Source organism: Desulfovibrio sp. (assembly GCF_009712225.1).
Classification (GTDB): domain Bacteria; phylum Desulfobacterota; class Desulfovibrionia; order Desulfovibrionales; family Desulfovibrionaceae; genus Desulfovibrio.
In genome coordinates this window covers 186,110-206,097 of the sequence record NZ_WASP01000005.1, presented here as the reverse complement: position 1 = coordinate 206,097, position 19,988 = coordinate 186,110, and the positions used below count along the sequence as shown (strand labels likewise).

Annotated in this window: 16 protein-coding genes and 1 tRNA gene; 5 read left to right on the top strand and 12 right to left on the bottom strand. The window is 59.8% G+C overall.

The window, feature by feature from the left end:
- Positions 1-59: 59 nt before the first annotated feature.
- The 10 genes from F8N36_RS04725 to hisH form a co-directional block, all read right to left on the bottom strand.
- On the bottom strand, positions 60-1,013 hold the full coding sequence (locus tag F8N36_RS04725; RefSeq protein ID WP_291331649.1) for a glycosyltransferase family A protein: 954 nt from the start codon (positions 1,011-1,013) through the stop codon (positions 60-62).
- Positions 1,014-1,042: 29 nt separating this feature from the next.
- A complete protein-coding gene (locus tag F8N36_RS04720) occupies positions 1,043-2,074 on the bottom strand; it encodes a glycosyltransferase family 10 (RefSeq protein WP_291331648.1) in 1,032 nt (343 codons plus the stop codon).
- Positions 2,075-2,160: 86 nt separating this feature from the next.
- The gene (locus F8N36_RS04715; protein ID WP_291331647.1) at positions 2,161-2,913 is read right to left on the bottom strand and encodes a hypothetical protein; all 753 of its coding nucleotides are present in this window, start codon (positions 2,911-2,913) and stop codon (positions 2,161-2,163) included.
- A 163-nt stretch (positions 2,914-3,076) separates the two neighbouring features.
- A complete protein-coding gene (locus tag F8N36_RS04710) occupies positions 3,077-5,326 on the bottom strand; it encodes a L,D-transpeptidase family protein (protein ID WP_291331646.1) in 2,250 nt (749 codons plus the stop codon).
- A gap of 49 nt (positions 5,327-5,375) precedes the next feature.
- The gene (gene pyrE / locus F8N36_RS04705) at positions 5,376-5,933 is read right to left on the bottom strand and encodes an orotate phosphoribosyltransferase (protein ID WP_291331789.1); all 558 of its coding nucleotides are present in this window, start codon (positions 5,931-5,933) and stop codon (positions 5,376-5,378) included.
- 33 nt (positions 5,934-5,966) lie between these two features.
- A complete protein-coding gene (purB, locus tag F8N36_RS04700) occupies positions 5,967-7,283 on the bottom strand; it encodes an adenylosuccinate lyase (RefSeq protein ID WP_291331645.1) in 1,317 nt (438 codons plus the stop codon).
- A 7-nt stretch (positions 7,284-7,290) separates the two neighbouring features.
- Positions 7,291-7,683: a zinc ribbon domain-containing protein gene (locus tag F8N36_RS04695; protein WP_291331644.1), complete on the bottom strand. Its 393-nt coding sequence runs from the start codon at positions 7,681-7,683 to the stop codon at positions 7,291-7,293.
- Between the two features lie 396 nt (positions 7,684-8,079).
- A complete protein-coding gene (locus F8N36_RS04690; RefSeq protein ID WP_291331643.1) occupies positions 8,080-8,907 on the bottom strand; it encodes a PP-loop family protein in 828 nt (275 codons plus the stop codon).
- Between the two features lie 62 nt (positions 8,908-8,969).
- Positions 8,970-9,749, bottom strand: coding sequence for an imidazole glycerol phosphate synthase subunit HisF (gene hisF, locus F8N36_RS04685; protein WP_291331642.1), 780 nt, complete (start codon positions 9,747-9,749; stop codon positions 8,970-8,972).
- On the bottom strand, positions 9,739-10,377 hold the full coding sequence (hisH, locus tag F8N36_RS04680) for an imidazole glycerol phosphate synthase subunit HisH (protein ID WP_291331641.1): 639 nt from the start codon (positions 10,375-10,377) through the stop codon (positions 9,739-9,741). Before hisH ends, hisF begins: the two co-directional genes overlap by 11 nt.
- Before the next feature lie 273 nt (positions 10,378-10,650).
- Here hisH and F8N36_RS04675 point away from each other — a divergent pair, with 273 nt between their 5' ends.
- The 4 genes from F8N36_RS04675 to F8N36_RS04660 all read left to right on the top strand — a co-directional run bounded on the left by F8N36_RS04675 (position 10,651) and on the right by F8N36_RS04660 (position 13,433).
- Entirely contained in the window at positions 10,651-11,571 is a 921-nt protein-coding gene (locus F8N36_RS04675; protein WP_291331640.1) for a sulfite exporter TauE/SafE family protein, read from the top strand.
- Positions 11,572-11,738: 167 nt separating this feature from the next.
- Entirely contained in the window at positions 11,739-12,587 is an 849-nt protein-coding gene (gene murI, locus F8N36_RS04670) for a glutamate racemase (protein ID WP_291331639.1), read from the top strand.
- A 347-nt stretch (positions 12,588-12,934) separates the two neighbouring features.
- Positions 12,935-13,210, top strand: coding sequence for an HU family DNA-binding protein (locus F8N36_RS04665; protein WP_022659096.1), 276 nt, complete (start codon positions 12,935-12,937; stop codon positions 13,208-13,210).
- Positions 13,211-13,343: 133 nt separating this feature from the next.
- A tRNA-Ser gene (locus F8N36_RS04660) sits at positions 13,344-13,433 on the top strand.
- 84 nt (positions 13,434-13,517) lie between these two features.
- Here the strand turns inward: F8N36_RS04660 and F8N36_RS04655 are convergent.
- The gene (locus tag F8N36_RS04655; RefSeq protein WP_291331638.1) at positions 13,518-15,002 is read right to left on the bottom strand and encodes an L-serine ammonia-lyase; all 1,485 of its coding nucleotides are present in this window, start codon (positions 15,000-15,002) and stop codon (positions 13,518-13,520) included.
- A gap of 38 nt (positions 15,003-15,040) precedes the next feature.
- Positions 15,041-16,768, bottom strand: a complete 1,728-nt coding sequence (locus F8N36_RS04650; protein ID WP_291331637.1) for a C69 family dipeptidase — start codon at positions 16,766-16,768, stop codon at positions 15,041-15,043.
- A gap of 365 nt (positions 16,769-17,133) precedes the next feature.
- Between F8N36_RS04650 and F8N36_RS04645 the strand changes: the two genes are divergently transcribed.
- On the top strand, positions 17,134-19,950 hold the full coding sequence (locus F8N36_RS04645) for an FAD-binding and (Fe-S)-binding domain-containing protein (RefSeq protein WP_291331636.1): 2,817 nt from the start codon (positions 17,134-17,136) through the stop codon (positions 19,948-19,950).
- The last annotated feature ends 38 nt before the right edge of the window (positions 19,951-19,988 follow it).

The window sequence follows — 19,988 nt, the reverse complement described above, 5'->3', positions numbered from 1 at the left end:
AAACGCGCTAACAGCGCGGAACAAATAGATACGAAGCCTGTCAGATATGCAAATTATTTTTACATAAGTTCTGCAATGGAAAGATGTTGCAGCGTACTGGCAGCCTCTTGCGCCAGTTGGGGCGCGACCACCTCGCGCAGAACGCGCGCCGCAAACACCACAATGTGCCGCTGCATGTGGGCATCGTGCCCGTAGCGGGTCTTCCATGCCTGCCAGAGCGTGTCGAGCCAGACCAGCGCGTCTGTTGCAGTGGCAGAATGGGCGGCTGCGCCGTACACAAGGCCCGCGTGAAGCTGTGCCTGAGCTCCGCTGGCGCATATGCCCAAAGCCGGAAACACGTGGCCCAACAGGGCGCGCACATGCCACTGCCGGGCCTGTGGCGCAGGCGCATAACGATAGCGCAACAGTGGAATTTGCAGGTTTGTGGCCCGCAGGCCAGCCGCCAGCAGGGCGTCGGCCCAAAAGGCCATGTCTTCTGCCCGCGCCAGCGCTGCGTCATAGCGTAAGCCAAAGGCGCGCACCGCGTCCAGCCGCAGCATAGAGCACCCGTTGGGTACGGGCGCGCCAAACAGGGCCGCTGCCCGGGCGGCTTCCGGTAGCTCGGGAAAGAGTTCCAACGCCTGGGAGTAGCCAAAATATTCCACGCCTCCACCGCAAATATGTGTGTCTGGTTGCGCTTCAAGGCAGGCGCGCTGCAGTTCCAGCCTGCGGGGCAAGGCGATATCATCAGCGTCCATCCAGGCCAGGTAACGCCCCCGCGCCCGCCCCAGGGCCATGTTGCGGGCAGTGGCACGCCCCATGTTGTCTGGCAGTCGTTCGGTGCGCACCCGGCTGTCTTCCGCAGCCATGGCCGTGGCAATGGCATAGGTGTCATCCGTGGAACCGTCGTCCACCACGAGCAGCTCAAAATCCTCAAACGTCTGCGTGAGAATGGAATCAACCGCCTCGCGCAGGTGTGCGGCGGCATTGTAGGCGGGCATGGCCACGGTTATTTCGGGCCTGACAGTGCTCATGGGGGTGTCGTGCTCTTGGAGTTGACGCGTTACGGATTTTGTGTGCGGCCCTGGCGGTGCATGGCGGCCACATCTGCCCTGCTGACGCCAAAAATTGGCTCTGGCACCGCAAGCATGGGCTGCTTGCGGCGATAGTCTGTCGCCGTTTCAAGCATGCGGACCGCTGAGGCAAAGACATTGGTGGTTTCCAGCATCCACGCACGGCATTGGGCCAGCTCGGCCTGCCGGATATCCCACAATTGTGATTCAAGAGCCTGTACTACCAGCGCAACGCTGGCTTCGGGCGCATTTGGGCGCAGGGGCACAATGCCTGCAGATGGGCAGGCTTCAGCAAGGTTGGGTGCGCCAAGATACAGCGGCAGCGACCAGCCAAGCCATGCGTCAGAGAGTTTTTCTGTCCAGAAGTACGGAAGCAGGTTGTTTTCAAGCACCACATGGTACTTGTAGGGCGCAATGGCCGACATTTTGTCGTCCACGGGGTTGAAGCCGCGACCATAGACATGCAGGGCGTCCCCCAGCCGATCTCTGAGCAGCTCCACCAGTGCAAGGCGGGCGCGCTGGGCCTCGGTGGCGGTTTTATTTGAGCAGACCACTGAAACAAGGCCCGTTTTCTGCGGCATTGGCAGGTGGCGCAAATCGTCCAGCTTGCCGAATTTGCTCACGTAGCCGCTGTCGCTGCGGCTGACCCCGAAGTGCCAGTTGAGGCAGGGGTTGCCAATGACCATGCTGCGGCGCTCAACAGAGCGAAAATCATAGGGCGAAACAACAATGCCGAACTGGGCAAGGTAGGAGCGGGGGTATTTTTTGATTTCAGGCGGTTCTGTAACATACAGGATGCGCCGCTCACGGGGTACGGTGGTACAGAATCCCGCCGGAGCTTCGTCAAAAACAACCAGCCATATTTCAGCATGCCGGGGGTTGGGCTGCGCCTCTACGGCTTGCTGCGCAAGCGCAAACTGGACACGACCCATGCCGCCGCAGCCGTCTTCTGTCTGGCGCATCCAGGGCCAATCGCTATGGATGGTTGCAAACTGGCAACTATACTGGGGATGATCAGCCAATGCGGCCTCCGCTTTACGTCCGCTCCGCTCTGTCTGCCCCGGCCCGTTCCTGAAGCATGTGACCTGCCCGCGCTGCAAACCGCAGTCTAATGCTCCACGGCAAATATATTGCGGAACACCACGGTGTTTTCCTGACTGCGCACTTCAAGAATGACCTGTGCATTGGTGAGGCTTATCTGTTTTTCGGTGGCGGCCACCATGACTGCGCGCTTGAAGCGGCTGATGCGGAAATTGCCCACGTCTTCCTGATCAAAACGCAGGGGGTAGGTTTTACCATCTGCAGTAAGCAGAGTGCCGCTCACCACGCCCGAAAGAATCTTCTGGCTGTCGGTATTCCGCAGATCAAGGGCCAGACGAAGCTTGCCACCCCGGATTTCGCGCACCTGAACGTTGCCCACCTTGACATAATCAAGGTCAATGGAGGGAAAGTCCTCGTGTCCCGGACCGTCATTGGCCCGCGCGGCATCCTTGGGCTGGTCTTTTGCCTGCTTTTCGGCAGCGGGGGCATTGCTGGCAGGCGCAGCCGGACCTTCACCCGGGGCTTCTGCAGCTGCGCCGCCGGTACCAAGCCTGCGAAGTACAAGCTCACGACCGGGAATATTTTCTTCGCGCAGCAGTTCTTCCAGATTTTCCAGCCGTTCGGCATTGGCCTGGGCAACCTGATAGTCGCTTTCAAAACGCAGCACGTTGTCGCGCAACTGCACGTTCTGCTGCCACAGCGTCCAGCACAGCCAGCCCAGCACGGCGCAAAGCAGTGGCATGCAGGCCATCACGGTCAGGGCCGCCACAAAACGCGCCCTGCGCACTCGATAGCTACGCCGGGGACCGTTATCCCGCATCAGGATTATGCTGAGGTTTTCGCTATATTTCAAACAGTCCTCACGGGCAATGACGTTTGAATCCTGGGGTGGCCGTCCATAACCAGCTGTTATGATTCCCCACCGTCATTGCTGACCAGTAAGCATTGGCCGCCCAGGTAGGACGGCCAATGTGATGTCGCTTCTATTGAACAGTACCCACGGGCTCTACAGGAGCGCCCAGCAAGGCCCAGTCTTCGCGTGCTATGCGCCAGTTTTTACCGTCAAAGCGCAGCAGCAGGGTCTTTGTACCCCGGTCTGTATGGCCAGAGCTGTCGGCGTAAACCTGATTCATGTCTGCGCGTATGCCCTGCTTGTCAGCCACCAGCCGCAGGCCGGTAATCTGCACAAGCGTGGGCTTGACCCGTTGCCAGAGCTGTTCTTTCTGCTTCTGGATATTCTTTGCGCCCCAACGGCCCTGCTGGATGGCGTCGTCGGCGTAGTATTCGATGTATTCCTCAATCCGTCCGGCTTCCCATGCCTTACGCCACTTTTCAACCATGGCGCTCACGTCGTCGCTTACCTGATCGAGATAATCGGCGGCAAGGCCCAGCTCGTCCGGCCTGAACTGCGTGGCAACAATGCGGAAGTCGCCCTTGTCATCACGGTTCCACCAGAAGCTGCGCACGCCCTGTTCCATGGCGTTGGGGGTCACCACCAGCTGTTCCACATGGCTCACGGCCAGCGTGCCCTGCAATTCAAACTTGGGCTTGCGGCTTATGAGGCGCAGCCAGGGCGCTGCAAAGCGGCGCTCGAACTCGCGCATGGTGGAATTGTACGAGTAACCGCGCGGGGTTCCCGCCTCGCGGTTAAAGCGGGCCTGGTCGTACAGAGAGGCAATGTCCATGGAGCGGGAGGCAAAGTCCGCGTTCCAGGCCTTAACAGCCTTTTCCAGTCCGGCCACCACATCTGGCGTGAGTGCCAGCGGAGCGGGAGCGGAAGCCGGGGTTGACGCGGCGGCTTGCGCCACAGGCTGCGCGGTCATCTGACCCGCCACCTGAGCTGTTGCCGGGGCCTGAACAGGAGCCTGCACGGACGCGGGCGGCGGCAGCTGGCTGGCTGCCAAAGCTGCAGGAGTTTGCGGGGCTGCCTGCTCTGCTGCCTTGGCGGCCGCATTTTTCTGCGCGGCTTCGGCTTCGGTGCGGGCGGCTTCTTCCATGCTGGGGCGAGCGCCCCAGTTCACTTCAGCCGGGGGCGGCGTGCTGCCACGTTTGGGAACCAAAGGATCATTGGCGGCCACAAGTTTTTCGCCCTGACCGGGCTTGGCGGTGGCGGCCTGTGCTGTTTTGTCCTGTGAGGGCTGCGGCACGGTCATGGCAACCGGCGCGGTTTTTTCCGGCGCGGCTTCAGGCATGTCGAGGCGAGGCGGCTGCGGCGCCTCGGAAGAAGCGTCGCTGACCTGCTGCAGGGGAGCCTCGGCCACCAGTTGGCCTTTCTGAAAATCGGCACGCATGCCAAGATCGCGGGGGGCCCACTCCATGCCGACAATGCGGAATTTCTGGTCCTTGCCGCGCTGCCAGTACAGCCTGCGTACACCCTCGGTGGAAAGGTTGGATGCCGTATAGAGCTGCTCTGACCAGGTTACCCAGTAACCAGGGCCTTCCAGCACATTGATTTTTCTATTGAATATCTTGATGAATTGCAGTGACTTGAACAGACGTTCCTTGTTTTGCCTGAAAGCGACGAAATTTTCTGTCATGGCTTTGGAATAGGCATCGGGATCGTAGTAGTCAAACATCTTCACCGAGCGCGAGGCCCAGGCATTGCTCCAGTTCTGCATCAGACGGCGCAGTTCCTGGGCGGTGCCAGTGTCGGACCGGGGCTGGGCGGTTTCGTCCATTTTTTCAGCCAGCACCACGGCGGTACCGGGGGTGAGCTGGGGGCCCACCTCGTCAATTTCCTTGAGACCAATGGCCACGCAGCCACGAGTGGCGAGAGGCTCAATGCCAAAACCCTTGCTGTGTATCCAGATGCCGTGGCCGGTTTTACCGCGCAGCCTGTCCACCGGGTTGGGATAGTTCAGGGTATAGGCTATGCCGCCGTATTCCTTGAAATCCAGCCCGCTGGCTATTTTGTATTCCACAAAATAGATGCCCTCGGGGGTGCGCAGGTCGTTGAGCGACTGTTTGTCGCCCGTGAGCTGACCGGTTGTGCAGGGGTAGGTATACTTGAGCTTGAGGGGACTTTTTTTCTCAAAAAACATGAAGGTCTGGCGCTTTTTATCAACAGCAACCAGATGGGTAGGCAACCCCTCGTTGTACAGCGAGGCCTGCCATTCTTCGGCCTGGGCCAGGTGCGGCGAAGCCAGGGGGCAGCCAATGCCAAAGGCCAGCAGCCCGCACGCCAGGCACTGGCGCAAACCGCCGAGCACACGCACAGCCACAGAGCTGAACATACCATGCGCCACGGCCCCATGGACCGAGGCACAGGGGGCGGTGGCTGCCTTAACGCGCAAGAGCCACCAATTCCGCACGGGTAAAGAGCGCAAGCAGGTCATATCCCGCCTCACGGAGCTTTTCCCGGCCACCTTCCTCCCGATCCAGAATAGCGCACACCGCCACAATGGACAGGCCGGCATCGCGCACGCGATCACAGGCCTTCAGCAGAGAACCGCCGGTGGTAACAACATCTTCAAGCATCGCCACACGGTCACCCGTATGAAAGTTGCCCAGACCTTCCACAAACTGCCCCGTACCGTGGCCCTTGGCTTCTTTGCGAACCAGAAGACCATCGAGGGGTCTGCCCTGCTCGTGCGAAATAACGGTTGTAGCGGCAACCAGCGGGTCTGCGCCCATGGTCATGCCGCCAACGCCCTTGATGTCCATCTCGCGAAGCATGTGGTTGAACAGGGTTCCGATAAGCCACGAACCTTCGGCATGCAACGCCGTGACGCGGCAATCAAAATAATAGTCGCTTCTGCGGCCTGATGCCAGCACAAAATCTCCCTCGCGGTAAGATTTTTCAACCAGCAAACGAGCCAAACGGCGCTTGAGTTCCAGCAGTTCTTCAGAAGAAGGAGTATGCATGACAGATCCTTACGCCTTATTGGCCGCAGCGTTCTTGAATACGCGGGCAAAGATTTCGTCTTCGTGTTGCAGATAGTAGGCCGGGTCAAAAAGCTCGGCCAGTGCGGCTTCGCCAAGGCGTCCGCTCATGTCGACATCACCGCGCACCAGATCGGGGAAGGGAATGCGGCTCTCCCAGCTTTGCATGGCAAGGCGCTGCACGGCCTCGTAGGCCTGCTGGCGCGGAAGCCCCGTGGCGATCAGGGCCGTCAGTACGCGCTGCGAAAAATAGAGACCGTAAGAACGCTCCATGTTTTCGCGCATGCGCTCGGGCTTGACCACCAGACCTTCAAGCAGCTTGGTGAGGCGGGTGAGCACGTAGTCGGCCAGAATGGTGGAATCGGGCATGATAACCCGCTCAACGGAAGAGTGGCTGATGTCGCGCTCGTGCCACAGAGCCTGATTTTCCAGCGAGGCAAGGGCGTTGGTGCGCAGCAGGCGCGAAAGACCGCTCATGTTCTCGGCGGAGATGGGGTTCTTTTTGTGCGGCATGGCCGACGAACCCTTCTGCCCCTTGGCAAAACCTTCTTCGACTTCCAGCACTTCGGTGCGCTGCAGGTGGCGCAGCTCAACACAAAGGCGTTCCACGCCGCCAGCCAGCACGGCCAGCGAGGTGAAGAAGTGCGCATAGCGGTCGCGCTGGATGATCTGTGTGGAGTGCGGGTCAACCTCAAGGCCAAGGTAGCCCAGCGCGCGCTGCTCAAGCTCGGGCGACAAAAACGCATACGTGCCCACAGCGCCAGAAATCTTGCCCACGCGAATGCTTTCCACACCGGCTTCGACCCGAGCCAGATGGCGTTCAAATTCGGCGTAGAATCCGGCCATTTTAAGGCCAAAGCTGGTGGGTTCGGCGTGGATGCCGTGGGTGCGGCCCATGCACAGCACGCCCTTGTGACGGTTGGCCAGCGATTCAATAGCGGTCAGAAGGCCGCGAATATCCTTGAGGATCAGGCGGCCAGCCTGCACAAGCAGAAGGGCGTTGGCCGTGTCCACGATGTCGGACGAGGTACAGCCAAGGTGGATATAACGCGCGGCTTCAGCCCCCACCTTTTCTTCCAGCGAGGTCAGAAAGGCGATGACGTCGTGGCGGGTCACTTCTTCAATGGCCAGAATGCGGTCCACATCAATGGACGCCTTGGCCGTGATATTTTCTACCGCTTCAGCCGGGATGCGGCCCATGTCGCTCCAGGCCCGGCAAACAGCCACTTCCACATCAAGCCATGCCTGATAGCGGTTTTCGAGGGTCCAAATGCGGCCCATTTCCTGACGGGTGTAGCGATCGATCATGGCTGCCTCATGAAGCCGCGCTGGCGGCCTTGGTGGGAGCCGACGCAGCGGCCCCTGTGGTTGGCGAAGGGGCGGGAGCCGCCTTGGCGGCGCTGGTTCCTGAATCGGGGGTAGCTGCGGGCGCTTTTTCAGCTGCCTGGCTGCCAGAGGACGCGGCAGAATCGCCAGAGGTGGAGGACGAGCTGGTGCTGGAAGCGCCTTCTTCGTTCACGCCCTTGCGGTAACCGTAGTCGCTCACGTACCAGCCGCCGCCCTTAAGGACAAACGACGTCTGCGACATGATACGGGGCGAAGACTCACCACACTTGGGGCAGGGTTCCTGCCCGTGGGATTCCGATGCCTTGACCCATTCCTCAAACGTATGCTGACACTTGGGGCACTGATATTCGTAGATAGGCATGGTAATGCTAAAAAGGCCATGACACGGCATGCCGCCGCGCTGACCGCTGCTGCTGGTTTGCGCCCTGCGCGGCTGCCGCTAAGGCAGCCGGGCTGAGCACCATATTTGTGACGGCGCGCAGATTCGCAGCCGTCGGAACGCCGGTTCCCGTGTAAAAGCTTAGGCCTTGGCGGCCTTGGCTTCGCGCACGCGCTGCTTCAGGCGCTCTTCACGGCGCTTACGACGGCGATCCAGTTCTTTCTTACGCTCAATTTTCTTATGTGCCATGGTTCCCTCCAGGGGCAAGCCCCGTTGATATAAGTGGGTATTCATAGGCCCTTTTATTGGCAAAGTCCAGCCCTGAGGCGCATGTGGGGCCGAAAACAGCCACTTGAGGCCAAAAACATGCAAGATGTGTTATGATTTGCGACCAACCCCGCCAGCATCATAAAAACCGCTGATGTTGCCGCCGATTTCCATCTTGCAGGGCCAGAATCCGAGATGCTGCAAAATGCACTGCACCCGAGGCAGCAGATGGTCTGGCATTTTTTCTGCCTGCAACACGGGTTCAGGAGTGAGCCGCAGCCGAAAATCGCCCAGCTGACCAGATTCTGCAAGATCTTCCTCCGCAGCAGCAAGCCGCGCCAGTGTGGCTGCATCCGGCCGCATGCCGTAAGCCATGCGCGTGAGCAGACAGGGCCGTGCGCGCTGCTCGGGCCTGTCCAGCCCTGTGGCGCGGGCTGCCTCGCGAATGGCGGCCTTGCTGAGCCCGGCCTCGGCCAGCGGCGAACGCACGCGGCCTTCTTCCAGAGCGCGCAGCCCCGGCCTGTATGCCAGCAGATCGTCCGCATTGGTTCCATCACACAGCACACGCCCCTGCCCTTCGCCCGCAATGACTGCAAGCTCACCGCGCAGCAGGTTCACAAGGCCGGTCTTGCAACCGTAGCAACGTTGGGGACTGTTGGTTTCCACCTCTGACAGGGCCAGAGGATCAAACCGGGCAGTGCGCAGGGGCAAGCCGCGCTGCTGCGCCCAGGCAGTGGCCCCGGCGCTTTCCTGCGGGGGAATGTGCGGGCCAAAAACGTGCACGGCCAGCACATCACAGCCGCACAGCAGGGCCGCGTGGCACAGAAAACGGCTGTCCAGCCCGCCGGAATAGGCCACCGCAACGCGCGGCAGCCCACCCAGCACTTTTGCAAGCGCTGCAGGAACCTGCCCTGTGGCGCAATCATATCTATCACTCATAATGGTTCTTTCCGGGTGTAGCCCTCATTGCCTCAACGGATTTTGCCCTGCAATCTGCAAGGCTACCAGGTGGTGCGCACCTTGGCCCCGTGTTCGGCCATGTATTCCTTGCACTGACGAATGGAATACTGCCCGTAATGGACAATGGAAGCGATGAGCGCGGCAGAGGCCCCGCCCTCGGTTACTGCCTCGAGCATATGGCGCGGTTCGCCAGCGCCCCCGGAGGCAATGACGGGAATGGACACGGCGTCGACAATGGCGCGGGTGAGTTTGAGCTCGTAGCCGTCCTTGGTGCCGTCGGCATCAATGGAATTGACGCACAGTTCACCAGCGCCCAGATCCTGACAGCGGCGTGCCCAGGCAATGGCGTCTATCCCCATACGCTTACGGCCACCGTGGATGACAATTTCGTAACCCGAAGGAATTTCAGCACTCACTGGCACGGCAAGCACGTCCATGCCCACCACAATGGCCTGCGAGCCAAAGGCATCGGCCCCGTCACTGATGATCTGGGGATCCTTGACGGCAGCGGAATTGACAGAAACCTTTTCCGCACCAGCCAGCAGCACGGCGCGCATGTCGGCCACGGTAGAAATGCCGCCGCCCACAGAGAAGGGAATGAAAATCTGTTCCGCCACGCGCTCAACCACATCAATAAAGATACCACGCGCCTCGGCTGAAGCCGTGATGTCGTAAAAAACGATCTCGTCCGCACCTTCCTCATAATAGCGGCGTGCGGTTTCCACGGGATCGCCGATGTCTTCATTGCCCACAAACTTTACGCCCTTGGTCAGCCGTCCGTTGCGCACATCCAGACAGGGAATGACTCGCTTACTGAGCATGACGGGCCTCGCAGTAATCGTAGAAGTTGCGCAAAATGGTCAGACCGGGCCGCCCGCTCTTTTCGGGGTGAAACTGGGTGGCCCACAGGCCGTCGCGCCCGTAAACAGAGCAGAACTGCTTGCCGTAGGTGGTTGTGGCAATAACAAAGGTGGGGTCTGGCTCCACATAATAACTGTGCACAAAGTAAAATTCCGCCGAGGGTGCCACGCCTTCAAGCAGGGGGCAGGGGGCGGTGACATTCAGGCTGTTCCAGCCCATGTGCGGAATGGGCGCGGGCGTTCCGTTCTCTTCAACCATGTTGTCTTCAAAACGGCGGCACAGGCCAGGCACAATGCCGAGCGTCTTGGTGTCGTTTTCTTCACTGCGGTCAAGCAGAATCTGGCAGCCGAGGCAAATGCCCAGCAGGGGCTGGCCGCGCTTGACGGCATCGCGCAGCAGATTGTCGAGTCCGGTGGGGTGCAGGGCGCGCATAGCCTGACCGGCCGCGCCAACACCGGGAAAAATGATGCCGTGGGCGCTTTCCAGCGTTGCGGGGTCTGCTGTGATGGCGCAAGGTATACCCAAATGCTCAAGGGCACGGCGCACGCTCGTTTGGTTGCCTGCCTTATAATCCAGAATGGCCAGCATGGTGCATCCTCTGCTTGTTGTTGCCGTGGGGGGAATGGCGGCTAGTGGCTTTTAAAAGAAGAGTATACCTTTTTGCCTTTGCGCAGGCAACGCGCACAGTGGACACGCCCCGCCAGATTCGGGCCATAAAAAAACAAGCAAACAGGTAGTGAATTACGTGACAATCTCAATATTCACGGTTAATATAAAAACCGTGAACATGAGGATGTGCAATAGACAGATAAAATTCTTTTTTTAAAGATAGATAGCTTGCCACAAGTGCAGGAGGCCCGCATGTACTTTCCCACTGCTGGTATTGAATGCAACCCGGTCGTTCCCTTTGCCGTGGCTCTTGGCATCTCCTTTATCACTTCCATGGGCGGTATTTCGGGCGCATTTTTGCTGCTGCCCTTTCAGATGAGCGTGCTGGGCTATACCAACCCCAGCGTCAGCGCCACCAACCAGTTCTTTAATGTTATTGCCTGTCCATCTGGCGTGTGGCGCTACTGGCGAGAGGGGCGGCTGGTGTGGCCGCTGGCCATTACCATTGCCCTGGGCACGCTGCCCGGTGTTTTTATTGGGGCAGTCGTACGCATAAATCTGCTGCCCAACCCGCATAGCTTCAAGATATTTGCAGGCCTTGTGCTGCTTTACATAGGCGGACGCATGGCCCTGACCACATGGCAGGGCAGGTCCTCGCTGTGGACGCGCAAGGAAAAGAAAGAAAACTCGCCCGTGTGCGAAGACAAAAACGGCAGGCGCATGTGCTGCAACGTGCTGTACTGGAACATGAAGGAAGTTGCCTTTGTTTTTCAGGAAACCAAGTACGTGGTCGCCACCCGCGGCCTGATGCTGCTGAGCCTTGTGGTGGGGCTTATCGGCGGCATTTACGGCATCGGCGGCGGGGCCATCATGGCACCGTTTCTGGTTTCGTTTTTTGGCCTGCCCGTTTATGTGGTTGCAGGCTCTACCCTGTTTGCCACCTTTATAACATCTGTGGCTGGCGTGTCGTTTTATGCGATGCTTGCGCCGCTGTACCCGGCCATGGCCGTCGCGCCCGACTGGCGCCTTGGCATGCTGGTGGGGCTGGGCGGTATGTGCGGCATGTACGCCGGTGCGCGTTGCCAGAAGTATGTGCCCTCCATCGCGCTTAAGGCGCTTTTGGCCGTAGTTTTGCTCTTTACAGCCATGCGCTATTTGGGCCAAGGTTTCTAGCGCCGCAGCCGCCCGGATTTTTCTGACCAGAGAATCTGGCCCACAAGTTTCTGGACGGAGCGTCTTTGGCCTGCCACGGCAGCCAGGGGCGCTCTGCCTGTTTCGGGCTGGCGCAAATTTCAAGCGTGCGCAGGCAGTTGCGCACGCGGCACTGTAAAGGAAATGCAATGAACGATTCTTCGCGGTTGCCCATTGGCCTGTTTGATTCGGGCATGGGCGGCCTGACGGTTTTCAAGGCGCTGGCAGAACGCCTGCCCCACGAAGACCTGCTCTACCTTGGCGACACAGCCCGCCTGCCCTACGGAACCAAGGGGCGGGACACCATCATACGTTACACCCTCAAGGCCGCCCAAAAGCTGGTGGACATGGGCGTAAAAATGCTGGTGATCGCCTGCAACACGGCTACCTCGGCGGCGCTTGAAGCCGTGCGCGAGCAGTTTGCCCCCCTGCCGGTCATGGGCGTTGTGGCCCCCGGCGCGCAGGCGGCAGCGCAGGCCAGCGTAAATGGCCATATTGTGGTTGTTGCCACAGAGGCCACCATTTCTGGCGGCGCGTACCAGCAGGCCATTACCCGCATCCGGCCAGAGGCCGTTGTCACTGGCCGGGCCTGCACGCTGTTTGTACCGCTGGCAGAAGAAGGCTGGATGAACGGCCCCATTGTTGAAGGAGTGGCCAGCCGCTACCTTGCCGACATTTTTTCGGACAGCACCAACGAGACCTGCGCCACCGGCACAGCCGCACCCGACACCCTGCTGCTGGGCTGCACGCACTTTCCCCTTTTGCAGGAGGCCTTGCAAAACGTGGTTGGATCGCAGGTGCGCATAGTGGATTCTGCCGCCACCACAGCCCTGCGAGTGGCAGAAGAGCTCAAGGCCACAAACCTGCTGTGCCAGGGCAACGGCCCCGCCCATTACAGATTTTTGACCACAGACAACACCGCCCGCTTTGCCCGCACCGGCAGCCTTTTTCTGGGCCGCGAGCTTGGTCATGGCGAAGTGAGCCTGGTGGATCTGTAGCCAGCTTGTATAAGCATTATATTTCAGCAGGATAAAAAACAAACTGTGCGGCTTTAGAATTTTCCCGGTTACTGTTCAGCTAAACGGTTTTGCTTGAAAAGCTAGAGCGGACGCGGGATTCTGCGGTTTTTCGTTGACATGAAACCGCCCCTAACGTAAGGAAACAAAAGTTCTGACCGCAGCGGAAGCGGTTTTGCTTACGATTCCCCCATGACGCTAGAAGGCCTTGGCGGCTTTTTGGCGACAGTTTCATTTGAGTGCGACGAATCGGGTCACAAACCAGCAATCTGGCATGTTGCCCGGTACGGCTAGCAGGGAATAACCGAAATCCTTTATGGAGTAGCATCATGACCAAAGCTGAGCTTGTAGAAAAAATCCATGCCAAAGCCGGCCTGCCCACCAAGGCCAAAGCCGAAGAAGCTCTTGACGCCGTGGTGGCCTCGCTGCGCGAAGCCCTGGCCTCTGGCGAATCCGTGACCTTCACCGGTTTCGGCAGCTTCAAAGTGGTTGAGCGCGCCGCCCGCAAGGGTCGCAACCCCCGCACCGGCAAGGAAATCACCATTCCTGCCAGCAAGGTTGCCAAGTTCACGCCCGGCAAGGGCCTGAAAGACGCCATTAAGTAAGTGGCGTAGCGGCACAATTTTTTCGGCGGCGCTATTGCCTTGCAAACAGGGTAATTGCGCCGTCGACATTTTCTCCCGGCGTGTACGCGGCTTTTAGGCCGCCACTGCACCAACCCGGAGAAAACACCCCTGCGGAGGGGTGGCAGAGCGGTTGATCGCGGCGGTCTTGAAAACCGTTGAAGGTGTGAGCCTTCCGGGGGTTCAAATCCCTCCCCCTCCGCCATTTTACCTGTACGTAAATCAAGAGAGCTGGAACCTGCGAAGGTTCCAGCTCTCTTGATTTTTGACTTGCAGATTGTTTGAAGCGCTAGCAGCTCTGCGTATAGAACAAGGCCAGCCCGCCCCTGGCGGTTTCGCGGTAGTCGTCCTTCATATCGCGGCCGGTCTGGTTCATGGTGCGTATGCACAGGTCGAGCCCCACAGGGTGCTTGGTTCCCTGCCCGGTGCGGGCCATCATCCAGGCGTTCCACGATTTCACAGAGCTCATGGCGTTGCGCGAAATGCAGGGAATCTGCACATAGCCGCCCACCGGGTCGCAGGTCATGCCAAGGTGGTGCTCCAGTGCAAATTCCGCGGCGTTTTCCACAACATCGGGCGTTTCGCCCATCACCTGCGCCAACATGGCCGCCGCCATGCTTGAGGCAGAGCCTATCTCGCCCTGACAGCCCACATCCGCGCCTGCCACACTGGCGTGGCGCTTGATGAGCGTACCTACCATGGAGGCAACCATCAGACCGTCCACAAGCTGGGCCTCTGTTTTGCCGCGCTCCTTGATGAGCATATGCACCACCGCAGGCATAACCCCCGCCGAGCCCGCCGTGGGCGCGGTAACAATGGGGTGGCCCATGGCGTTTTCTTCCGAGCCCGCCTGCCCGTAGGCAGAAAGACGCGCCGCAAAGGCATCGGCCTGCTCCGGCGAACGGGCGGCCTGTTCGAGCATGAGCTTGGCGCGGCGCTCAAGGCCAAACGGCCCCTTGAGCTTGCCCTCCAGCCCTAGGCCCGTGACTGCGCAGCTGTCCATAACATGGATGATGCGCTGCGCGCCCTGCCGGATGTTCTGCTCCGACTGCCCCGTGATGGCCATCTCGTTTTCAAGCATGATGAGCGGAATGCTCTTGCCTGTGGCCTTCACTATTTCGAGCAGGCCGTTCATGGAATCAAAGGCATGCACGGGCTTGCCTTTTTCCGGTGCTTTCCAGCCCTTCCACTGTAAAAAGCCGCCGCCCACCGAATAGTATTCGCGCGAGGCCAGCTGTTTGCCCTTGCCCAGCAGCTCAATGATCAGCACGTTGCTGAACGGGGCCTCGATGGTTCCCTGCTCAAAAATAACGTCCGAATCCTTGAGCGAAATTTTGGCCGGGCCAAGCAGCACGGTGCGCGTGTCGTCCGGTTTTACAAACAGGTTATCCAGAAATTCGGCCTTGCACTCCTCGGGTTTTTGCCCAAGCAGGCCCGCCGCCACGGCGCGGTCTGTACCGTGGCCCTTGCCCGTGGCCGCAAGGCTGCCGTACAGGTGCACCTTGATGGCATCTGCCTGGGCCAGCTGTTCCTGCGGCAGTTTGGCGCACAGGCCGATAAAGTCGTTGCCCGCCGCCATGGGCGCGATGGTGTGCGAACTTGAGGGGCCGGGGCCGATCTTGAACATTTCAAACACGGTCACATCAATGGGGTTGGCGCAGACTGTTCCCGGTTTCCACAGGGGGTCAAAGCCCGCCCAGCCAAGTGTGGGCAGGCACAGGCCCGCGCCCGTCACTGCCATGGATTGCAGAAAACGCCGACGATTGCATTGCATACAGCATTCCTCCTGACATGTTTGGCAGATTGCAAAGCCTACTGCCGGGGCTTTTTATACGAAATCGGGCCCTTGTAATAATCTGTACGGCGCAGCCATTCATCGGAATAGCCAACTTTCTGGGCCATTTTGTCGGGGCTGTTGATAAAGCCCTGGCAATACCGCGCCACCAGCTGCGGAAAATACTCGCGCCAGTCGCGCACAGCACCCTCGGCCTGTGCACGCAGGGCCTTGGCAAAGGCGGCCTGTGCCTGTGCCGGGGCAGACGCCGCCTTGGGCGCAAGCTCTGTTTGCAAGGCGGCCACGCGGGCGGTAAAGGCTTTTTCCATGCCTGCGGCCTTGCCCTGAATATCCTTTGAAACAGCGTCGTAGCGGGTGTTGGCATATTCGCTCACCAGCGCATAGGCCCACCAGGCCGAATCGTTGGCAAAGCGGCGGGTGTCGCCCTGTTCATAGCCTGCAGGCATGGGCGCAACGGCCAGTGGCACAAATACCGATTCCGCCGCCGGGGCCAGCGCCATCCAGCACACCAGCGAGAGCGGCTCCGGAGCTTTGGGCTGATACTGGGCAATATAGGTGTAGCCGGTGTAGAACATGCCCATGGGCCGTTCCCACGCGCCTTCTAGCTTTGAGGCCGGGGTTACGTCGCCGCTGGGGTCCTTGGGGCCGAGAAACCGGTTGGGATTGCCGTAAGGCCCCGCTGCCACGCCCCTGGTGAGGTCAAAGTCCGTGCCTTCGTAGTGGTCGCGGTGCATGCGCTTGAGGTCGTCAATCGTCAGCGGTCTGTCAGGCTTGATGGAGAAAGGGTAAGCGCGGGTTGTACCACTCTCTACCCAGGCGGGCAGTTTGAGCGAGGGGGCCGCCATGGAGAGCGCCCGCCATACGCGCCGCAACGAGTAGTAGGGATGGTTGTATTCGCCGTCGCTCACTGTAGCCAGCCAGTCCATGGGCTTGGCGGGGTCTCTGGGGCTGCGCATGTTGTAGCGCTCAACCGTGGCAAACAGGGTTTTGCCATACATCTGGTCGGGATTGCCGGGCGTGATGTCACGGATGCGAAATTCGTTGGCTGCCACAAAAAACTGGCCGTCCGGCACGCGCTGGGCCACCCACAGGCCGCCCGTACCCGCCGGGGAGGGAGCCATTTCCATGACCCAGGCTTCGTTTTTGTCGGCCACAGGCAGGGTTTCTCCAGTGCCATAGTAGCCGTACTGTTCAATGAGTGCGCCCATCAGCTCAATGGCCTCGCGGGCGGTTTTGCAGCGCTCAAGCGCCACGCGCGAAAGCTCGGACGAATAAAAGATGCGCTTGCCCGGCTCAGCCGTGCAGGTATTGTGCGCGCCGTCGGTGCATTCGCCAAACATGAGGCCGTGCTCGTTCATGATGCCGTAGTTGCCATCAATGTAGGCAAAGGTATGGCGCACCTGCGGGATAAAGCCGATGGGAATCGTGTGCGGTGTATCGGGGTGGTTATAGCCGGGCGCGCGTTTTGAGTCGGAAAGGCGCGGCACAAGAAAGGTATTGGTGGCGGGATTTTCCTGCACGGCCACGGCAGAATCGTATACGGGACGTTGCGCACCCTCTGGCCAGTCACGGGCTGGAACATACACGATGGACTGGTCCCCAAGGTCGTTATCGTCCGAATGGCTGACCATCACCGAGCCGTCGGCGCTGGCCCCCCTGGTGACAATGGTAGTGGTGCAGGTAAGGGCTGCCGAGGGCAGCAACAGGGCCAGAGAAACACAGCAAGCGACGATCAGTGGTTTCATGAAGCCTCCTCAGTAAGGGTCAGATAACAGAACCCACGAACCCCCAAACAGATATACAATCCCCCGAGCCCCTGCGCGGCTGCAAGGGCGTAATAAACAGACATCAGCTAACTGTTTTTATTTTTTTGTAGCGCATGGACGGCAGAGGCACAAGGTTTGCCTGTCCTTAAGTGCTTTTAGCTCCCAAAACAGTAGCCATCCGCCCCAATAATTGTTACTGTTAATTCATTGTCATTTACAGATCAGCACATCCCCGCATACGCACATTTGCCGGGGTCCCATCCAGGTTTTGAACGGCAGCAATTCCCCCAGCGCACCATCAGCGCCCACGCAATGACGGCATGAGCCGCCACGGAGGTTTGTCCATGCTTGCATCTCCCTACAAGGAATTTAAGGAAGCCCTTTCGGACTTTATTCCCAAAGACCGCATTCACACAGACCCCCTGCGGCGGTTTGCCTACGGCACAGACGCCAGCGTGTACCGCCTGATTCCCAAAATCGTGGTGGATGTGCTGGACGAGGTCGAGGTGGTGCAACTGGTGGGTCTGGCCGACCGCATGCGTGTGCCTGTTACCTTTCGCGCGGCGGGCACAAGCCTTTCGGGGCAGGCGGTCTCTGATTCGGTGCTGGTGCGCATCGGCAAGGGCTGGCGCAACTGGCGCGTGGGCGAGGGGGCAGAGCGCATAACACTGCAGCCCGGCATCATCGGTTCTGGTGCCAACAAGATTCTGGCAGAATTTGGCAAAAAAATCGGGCCTGACCCAGCCTCCATCGACAGCTGCTTTATCGGCGGCATTTTTGCCAACAATGCCAGCGGTATGTGCTGCGGCACCTCCGACAACTCGTACAAGACCGTGATTTCTTCGCGCATGGTGCTGTCCGACGGCACGCTGCTGGATACGGCAGATGCCAAAAGCCGCGCTGCCTTTGCCCGCACCCACGCCCATATTCTCAACGGGCTTAGTGACCTGCGCAAACAGATCATGGACAAGCCGGAGCTTGCAGACCGCATCCGCCGCAAGTTCAAGATCAAAAACACCACGGGTTACAGCCTCAACGCCCTGGTTGATTACGAAGATCCCTTTGAAATTTTGCAGCATGTCATGGTTGGTTCGGAAGGCACGCTGGGCTTCATCGCCGAAGTGACCTACCGCACAGTGGAAGAAGCCCCCTTCAAGGCCTCCGCCCTGCTGTTCCTGCCCACAGTCAAGGCCGCCTGCGATCTGGCATCTGCCGTGGCAACCCTGCCCGTGGCAGCGGCAGAGCTTATGGACAGGGCCTCCCTTCGGTCCGTCGAGGGAACCCCCGGCCTTCCCGAGGGGCTGGAAACCCTGGGCGACGAAGTGTGCTCACTGCTGGTGGAAACCCGCGCCTCCACCCACGAGCAGCTTGAAAAGAACATTGCCACCATCAACGCTGCCTTCAGCGGCGTAACCTTTGTGCGCCCCTATGCCTTTACCGACAAGCCCGAGGAATTCACAAAGCTGTGGCTTATCCGCAAGGGCATTCTGGCCTCGGTGGGCGGCATGCGCCCTGTGGGCACATCCATTGTTATCGAAGACGTGGCCTTTACCCTCGACAGGCTGGGCGAAGCCGCCACCGACCTGCAGGAGCTGTTTGCCCGCCACGGCTACACGGTGGCCCCGCTCTTTGGGCACGCGCGCGACGGCAACCTGCACTTTGTGTTCTGGCAGGACTTTGGCGCGCCGGCAGAGGTGGCCCGCTACAAAGGCTTTATGGAAGACTTCTGCAAGCTGGTTACGGAAAAGTACGATGGCTCGCTCAAGGCGGAGCACGGCACTGGCCGCAACATCGCGCCCTTTGTGGAACTGGAGTGGGGCACGCAGGCCTACGCCATCATGAAGGGCATCAAAAACCTGCTCGACCCCAAAAATATTCTCAACCCCGGCGTGCTGCTCAACAGTGATTCGCAGGGGCACCTCAAAAACCTCAAGCCCCTGCACCCCGCCGACGAACTGGTGGACAAGTGCATGGAATGCGGTTTTTGCGAATCTGTCTGCCCCTCGCGTGATCTTACGCTCACGCCGCGCCAGCGCATTACCGTGTACCGCGAAATATGCCGCCTGCGCGCCACCGACCCCGGCAGCAGCGAGCTCAAAACCCTGCAAAAGGGCTACGAATACATGGGCAAGGCCACCTGCGCCACAGACAGCCTGTGCCGCCCCCGCTGCCCCGCTGGCGTGGATACGGGTGTATTCATCAAAAGCCTGCGCAAAAAGGACGCCGGTTCGCTCGGCAAGAACATTGCCGGAGCCATCGCCGACCACTTTGCGGGAACCTGCAAGGCCATGTCCATTGCGCTCAACGGCGTGGATACCCTGCACCGCATGCTTGGCACCACCCTCATGCGCGACGGCTCGCGCCTGCTGCGCTGCCTGACCTTCAACAAGGTGCCACTGTGGAACAAAAACATGCCCAAGGGCGGGCGCTCGGTCTTTCTGCCCTCGCCCTACACGGCCAATGCCAAAAAGGTTGTCTATTTCCCCAGCTGCATTGCCCGAAACATGGGCCCCGGCGAGGAACACAGCGACCGCCGTACAGAGCCAGAAGCCGTCATCAGCGTACTGCTCAAGGGCGGGTACGATGTCATTCTGCCCAATAACCTGGACAAGCTGTGCTGCGGCATGGCCTTTGCCAGCAAGGGCCTGGCCGATGCTGCCCACAAAAAGGAACAGGAGCTGGAAAAAGCCCTGCGCCAGGCCAGCAACTACGGCGAATACCCCGTGCTGTGCGAAACCAGCCCCTGCCTCTTGCACATGAAGCAGACCCTCGACCCCAGTATCAAGCTGATGGAACCGGTGCAGTTTATTCTTGAGAACCTCATGGACACGCTCAAGCTCAAGAAGCTGCCCAAAACCGTGGCCCTGCACGCCACCTGCTCCATGCGCAAGATGGGTCTTGAGGGCAAGCTGGAAGAACTGGCCCGCAAGTGCGCCGAAACAGTGGTGGTGCCGGATGGCATCAACTGCTGCGGCTGGGCTGGCGACCGTGGCTTTACCCACCCCGAACTCAACGAGGCCGCGCTCAAGGGCCTGCGCATGCAGGTAAGCACCTGCGAGGTGGGCTATTCGTCCAGCCGCACCTGCCAGATCGGTCTTTCGCTGCACGGCGGCATTCCCTATTACTCCATTGTCTATCTGGTTGACGAAGCCAGCGATTAAACGAACAGGCGGGGGGGGGGCCCGGGCTGCCGCACCCC

Bases quoted from the DNA above. Each gene is read 5' to 3' on its own strand.
- F8N36_RS04725 (WP_291331649.1), bottom strand. From the start codon at position 1,013: ATGAGCACTGTCAGGCCCGAAATAACCGTGGCCATGCCCGCCTACAAT.
- F8N36_RS04715 (WP_291331647.1), bottom strand. From the start codon at position 2,913: ATGCGGGATAACGGTCCCCGGCGTAGCTATCGAGTGCGCAGGGCGCGT.
- F8N36_RS04710 (WP_291331646.1), bottom strand. From the start codon at position 5,326: ATGTTCAGCTCTGTGGCTGTGCGTGTGCTCGGCGGTTTGCGCCAGTGC.
- purB (WP_291331645.1), bottom strand. From the start codon at position 7,283: ATGATCGATCGCTACACCCGTCAGGAAATGGGCCGCATTTGGACCCTC.
- F8N36_RS04695 (WP_291331644.1), bottom strand. From the start codon at position 7,683: ATGCCTATCTACGAATATCAGTGCCCCAAGTGTCAGCATACGTTTGAG.
- F8N36_RS04690 (WP_291331643.1), bottom strand. From the start codon at position 8,907: ATGAGTGATAGATATGATTGCGCCACAGGGCAGGTTCCTGCAGCGCTT.
- hisF (WP_291331642.1), bottom strand. From the start codon at position 9,749: ATGCTCAGTAAGCGAGTCATTCCCTGTCTGGATGTGCGCAACGGACGG.
- hisH (WP_291331641.1), bottom strand. From the start codon at position 10,377: ATGCTGGCCATTCTGGATTATAAGGCAGGCAACCAAACGAGCGTGCGC.
- F8N36_RS04675 (WP_291331640.1), top strand. From the start codon at position 10,651: ATGTACTTTCCCACTGCTGGTATTGAATGCAACCCGGTCGTTCCCTTT.
- murI (WP_291331639.1), top strand. From the start codon at position 11,739: ATGAACGATTCTTCGCGGTTGCCCATTGGCCTGTTTGATTCGGGCATG.
- F8N36_RS04665 (WP_022659096.1), top strand. From the start codon at position 12,935: ATGACCAAAGCTGAGCTTGTAGAAAAAATCCATGCCAAAGCCGGCCTG.
- F8N36_RS04655 (WP_291331638.1), bottom strand. From the start codon at position 15,002: ATGCAATGCAATCGTCGGCGTTTTCTGCAATCCATGGCAGTGACGGGC.
- F8N36_RS04650 (WP_291331637.1), bottom strand. From the start codon at position 16,768: ATGAAACCACTGATCGTCGCTTGCTGTGTTTCTCTGGCCCTGTTGCTG.
- F8N36_RS04645 (WP_291331636.1), top strand. From the start codon at position 17,134: ATGCTTGCATCTCCCTACAAGGAATTTAAGGAAGCCCTTTCGGACTTT.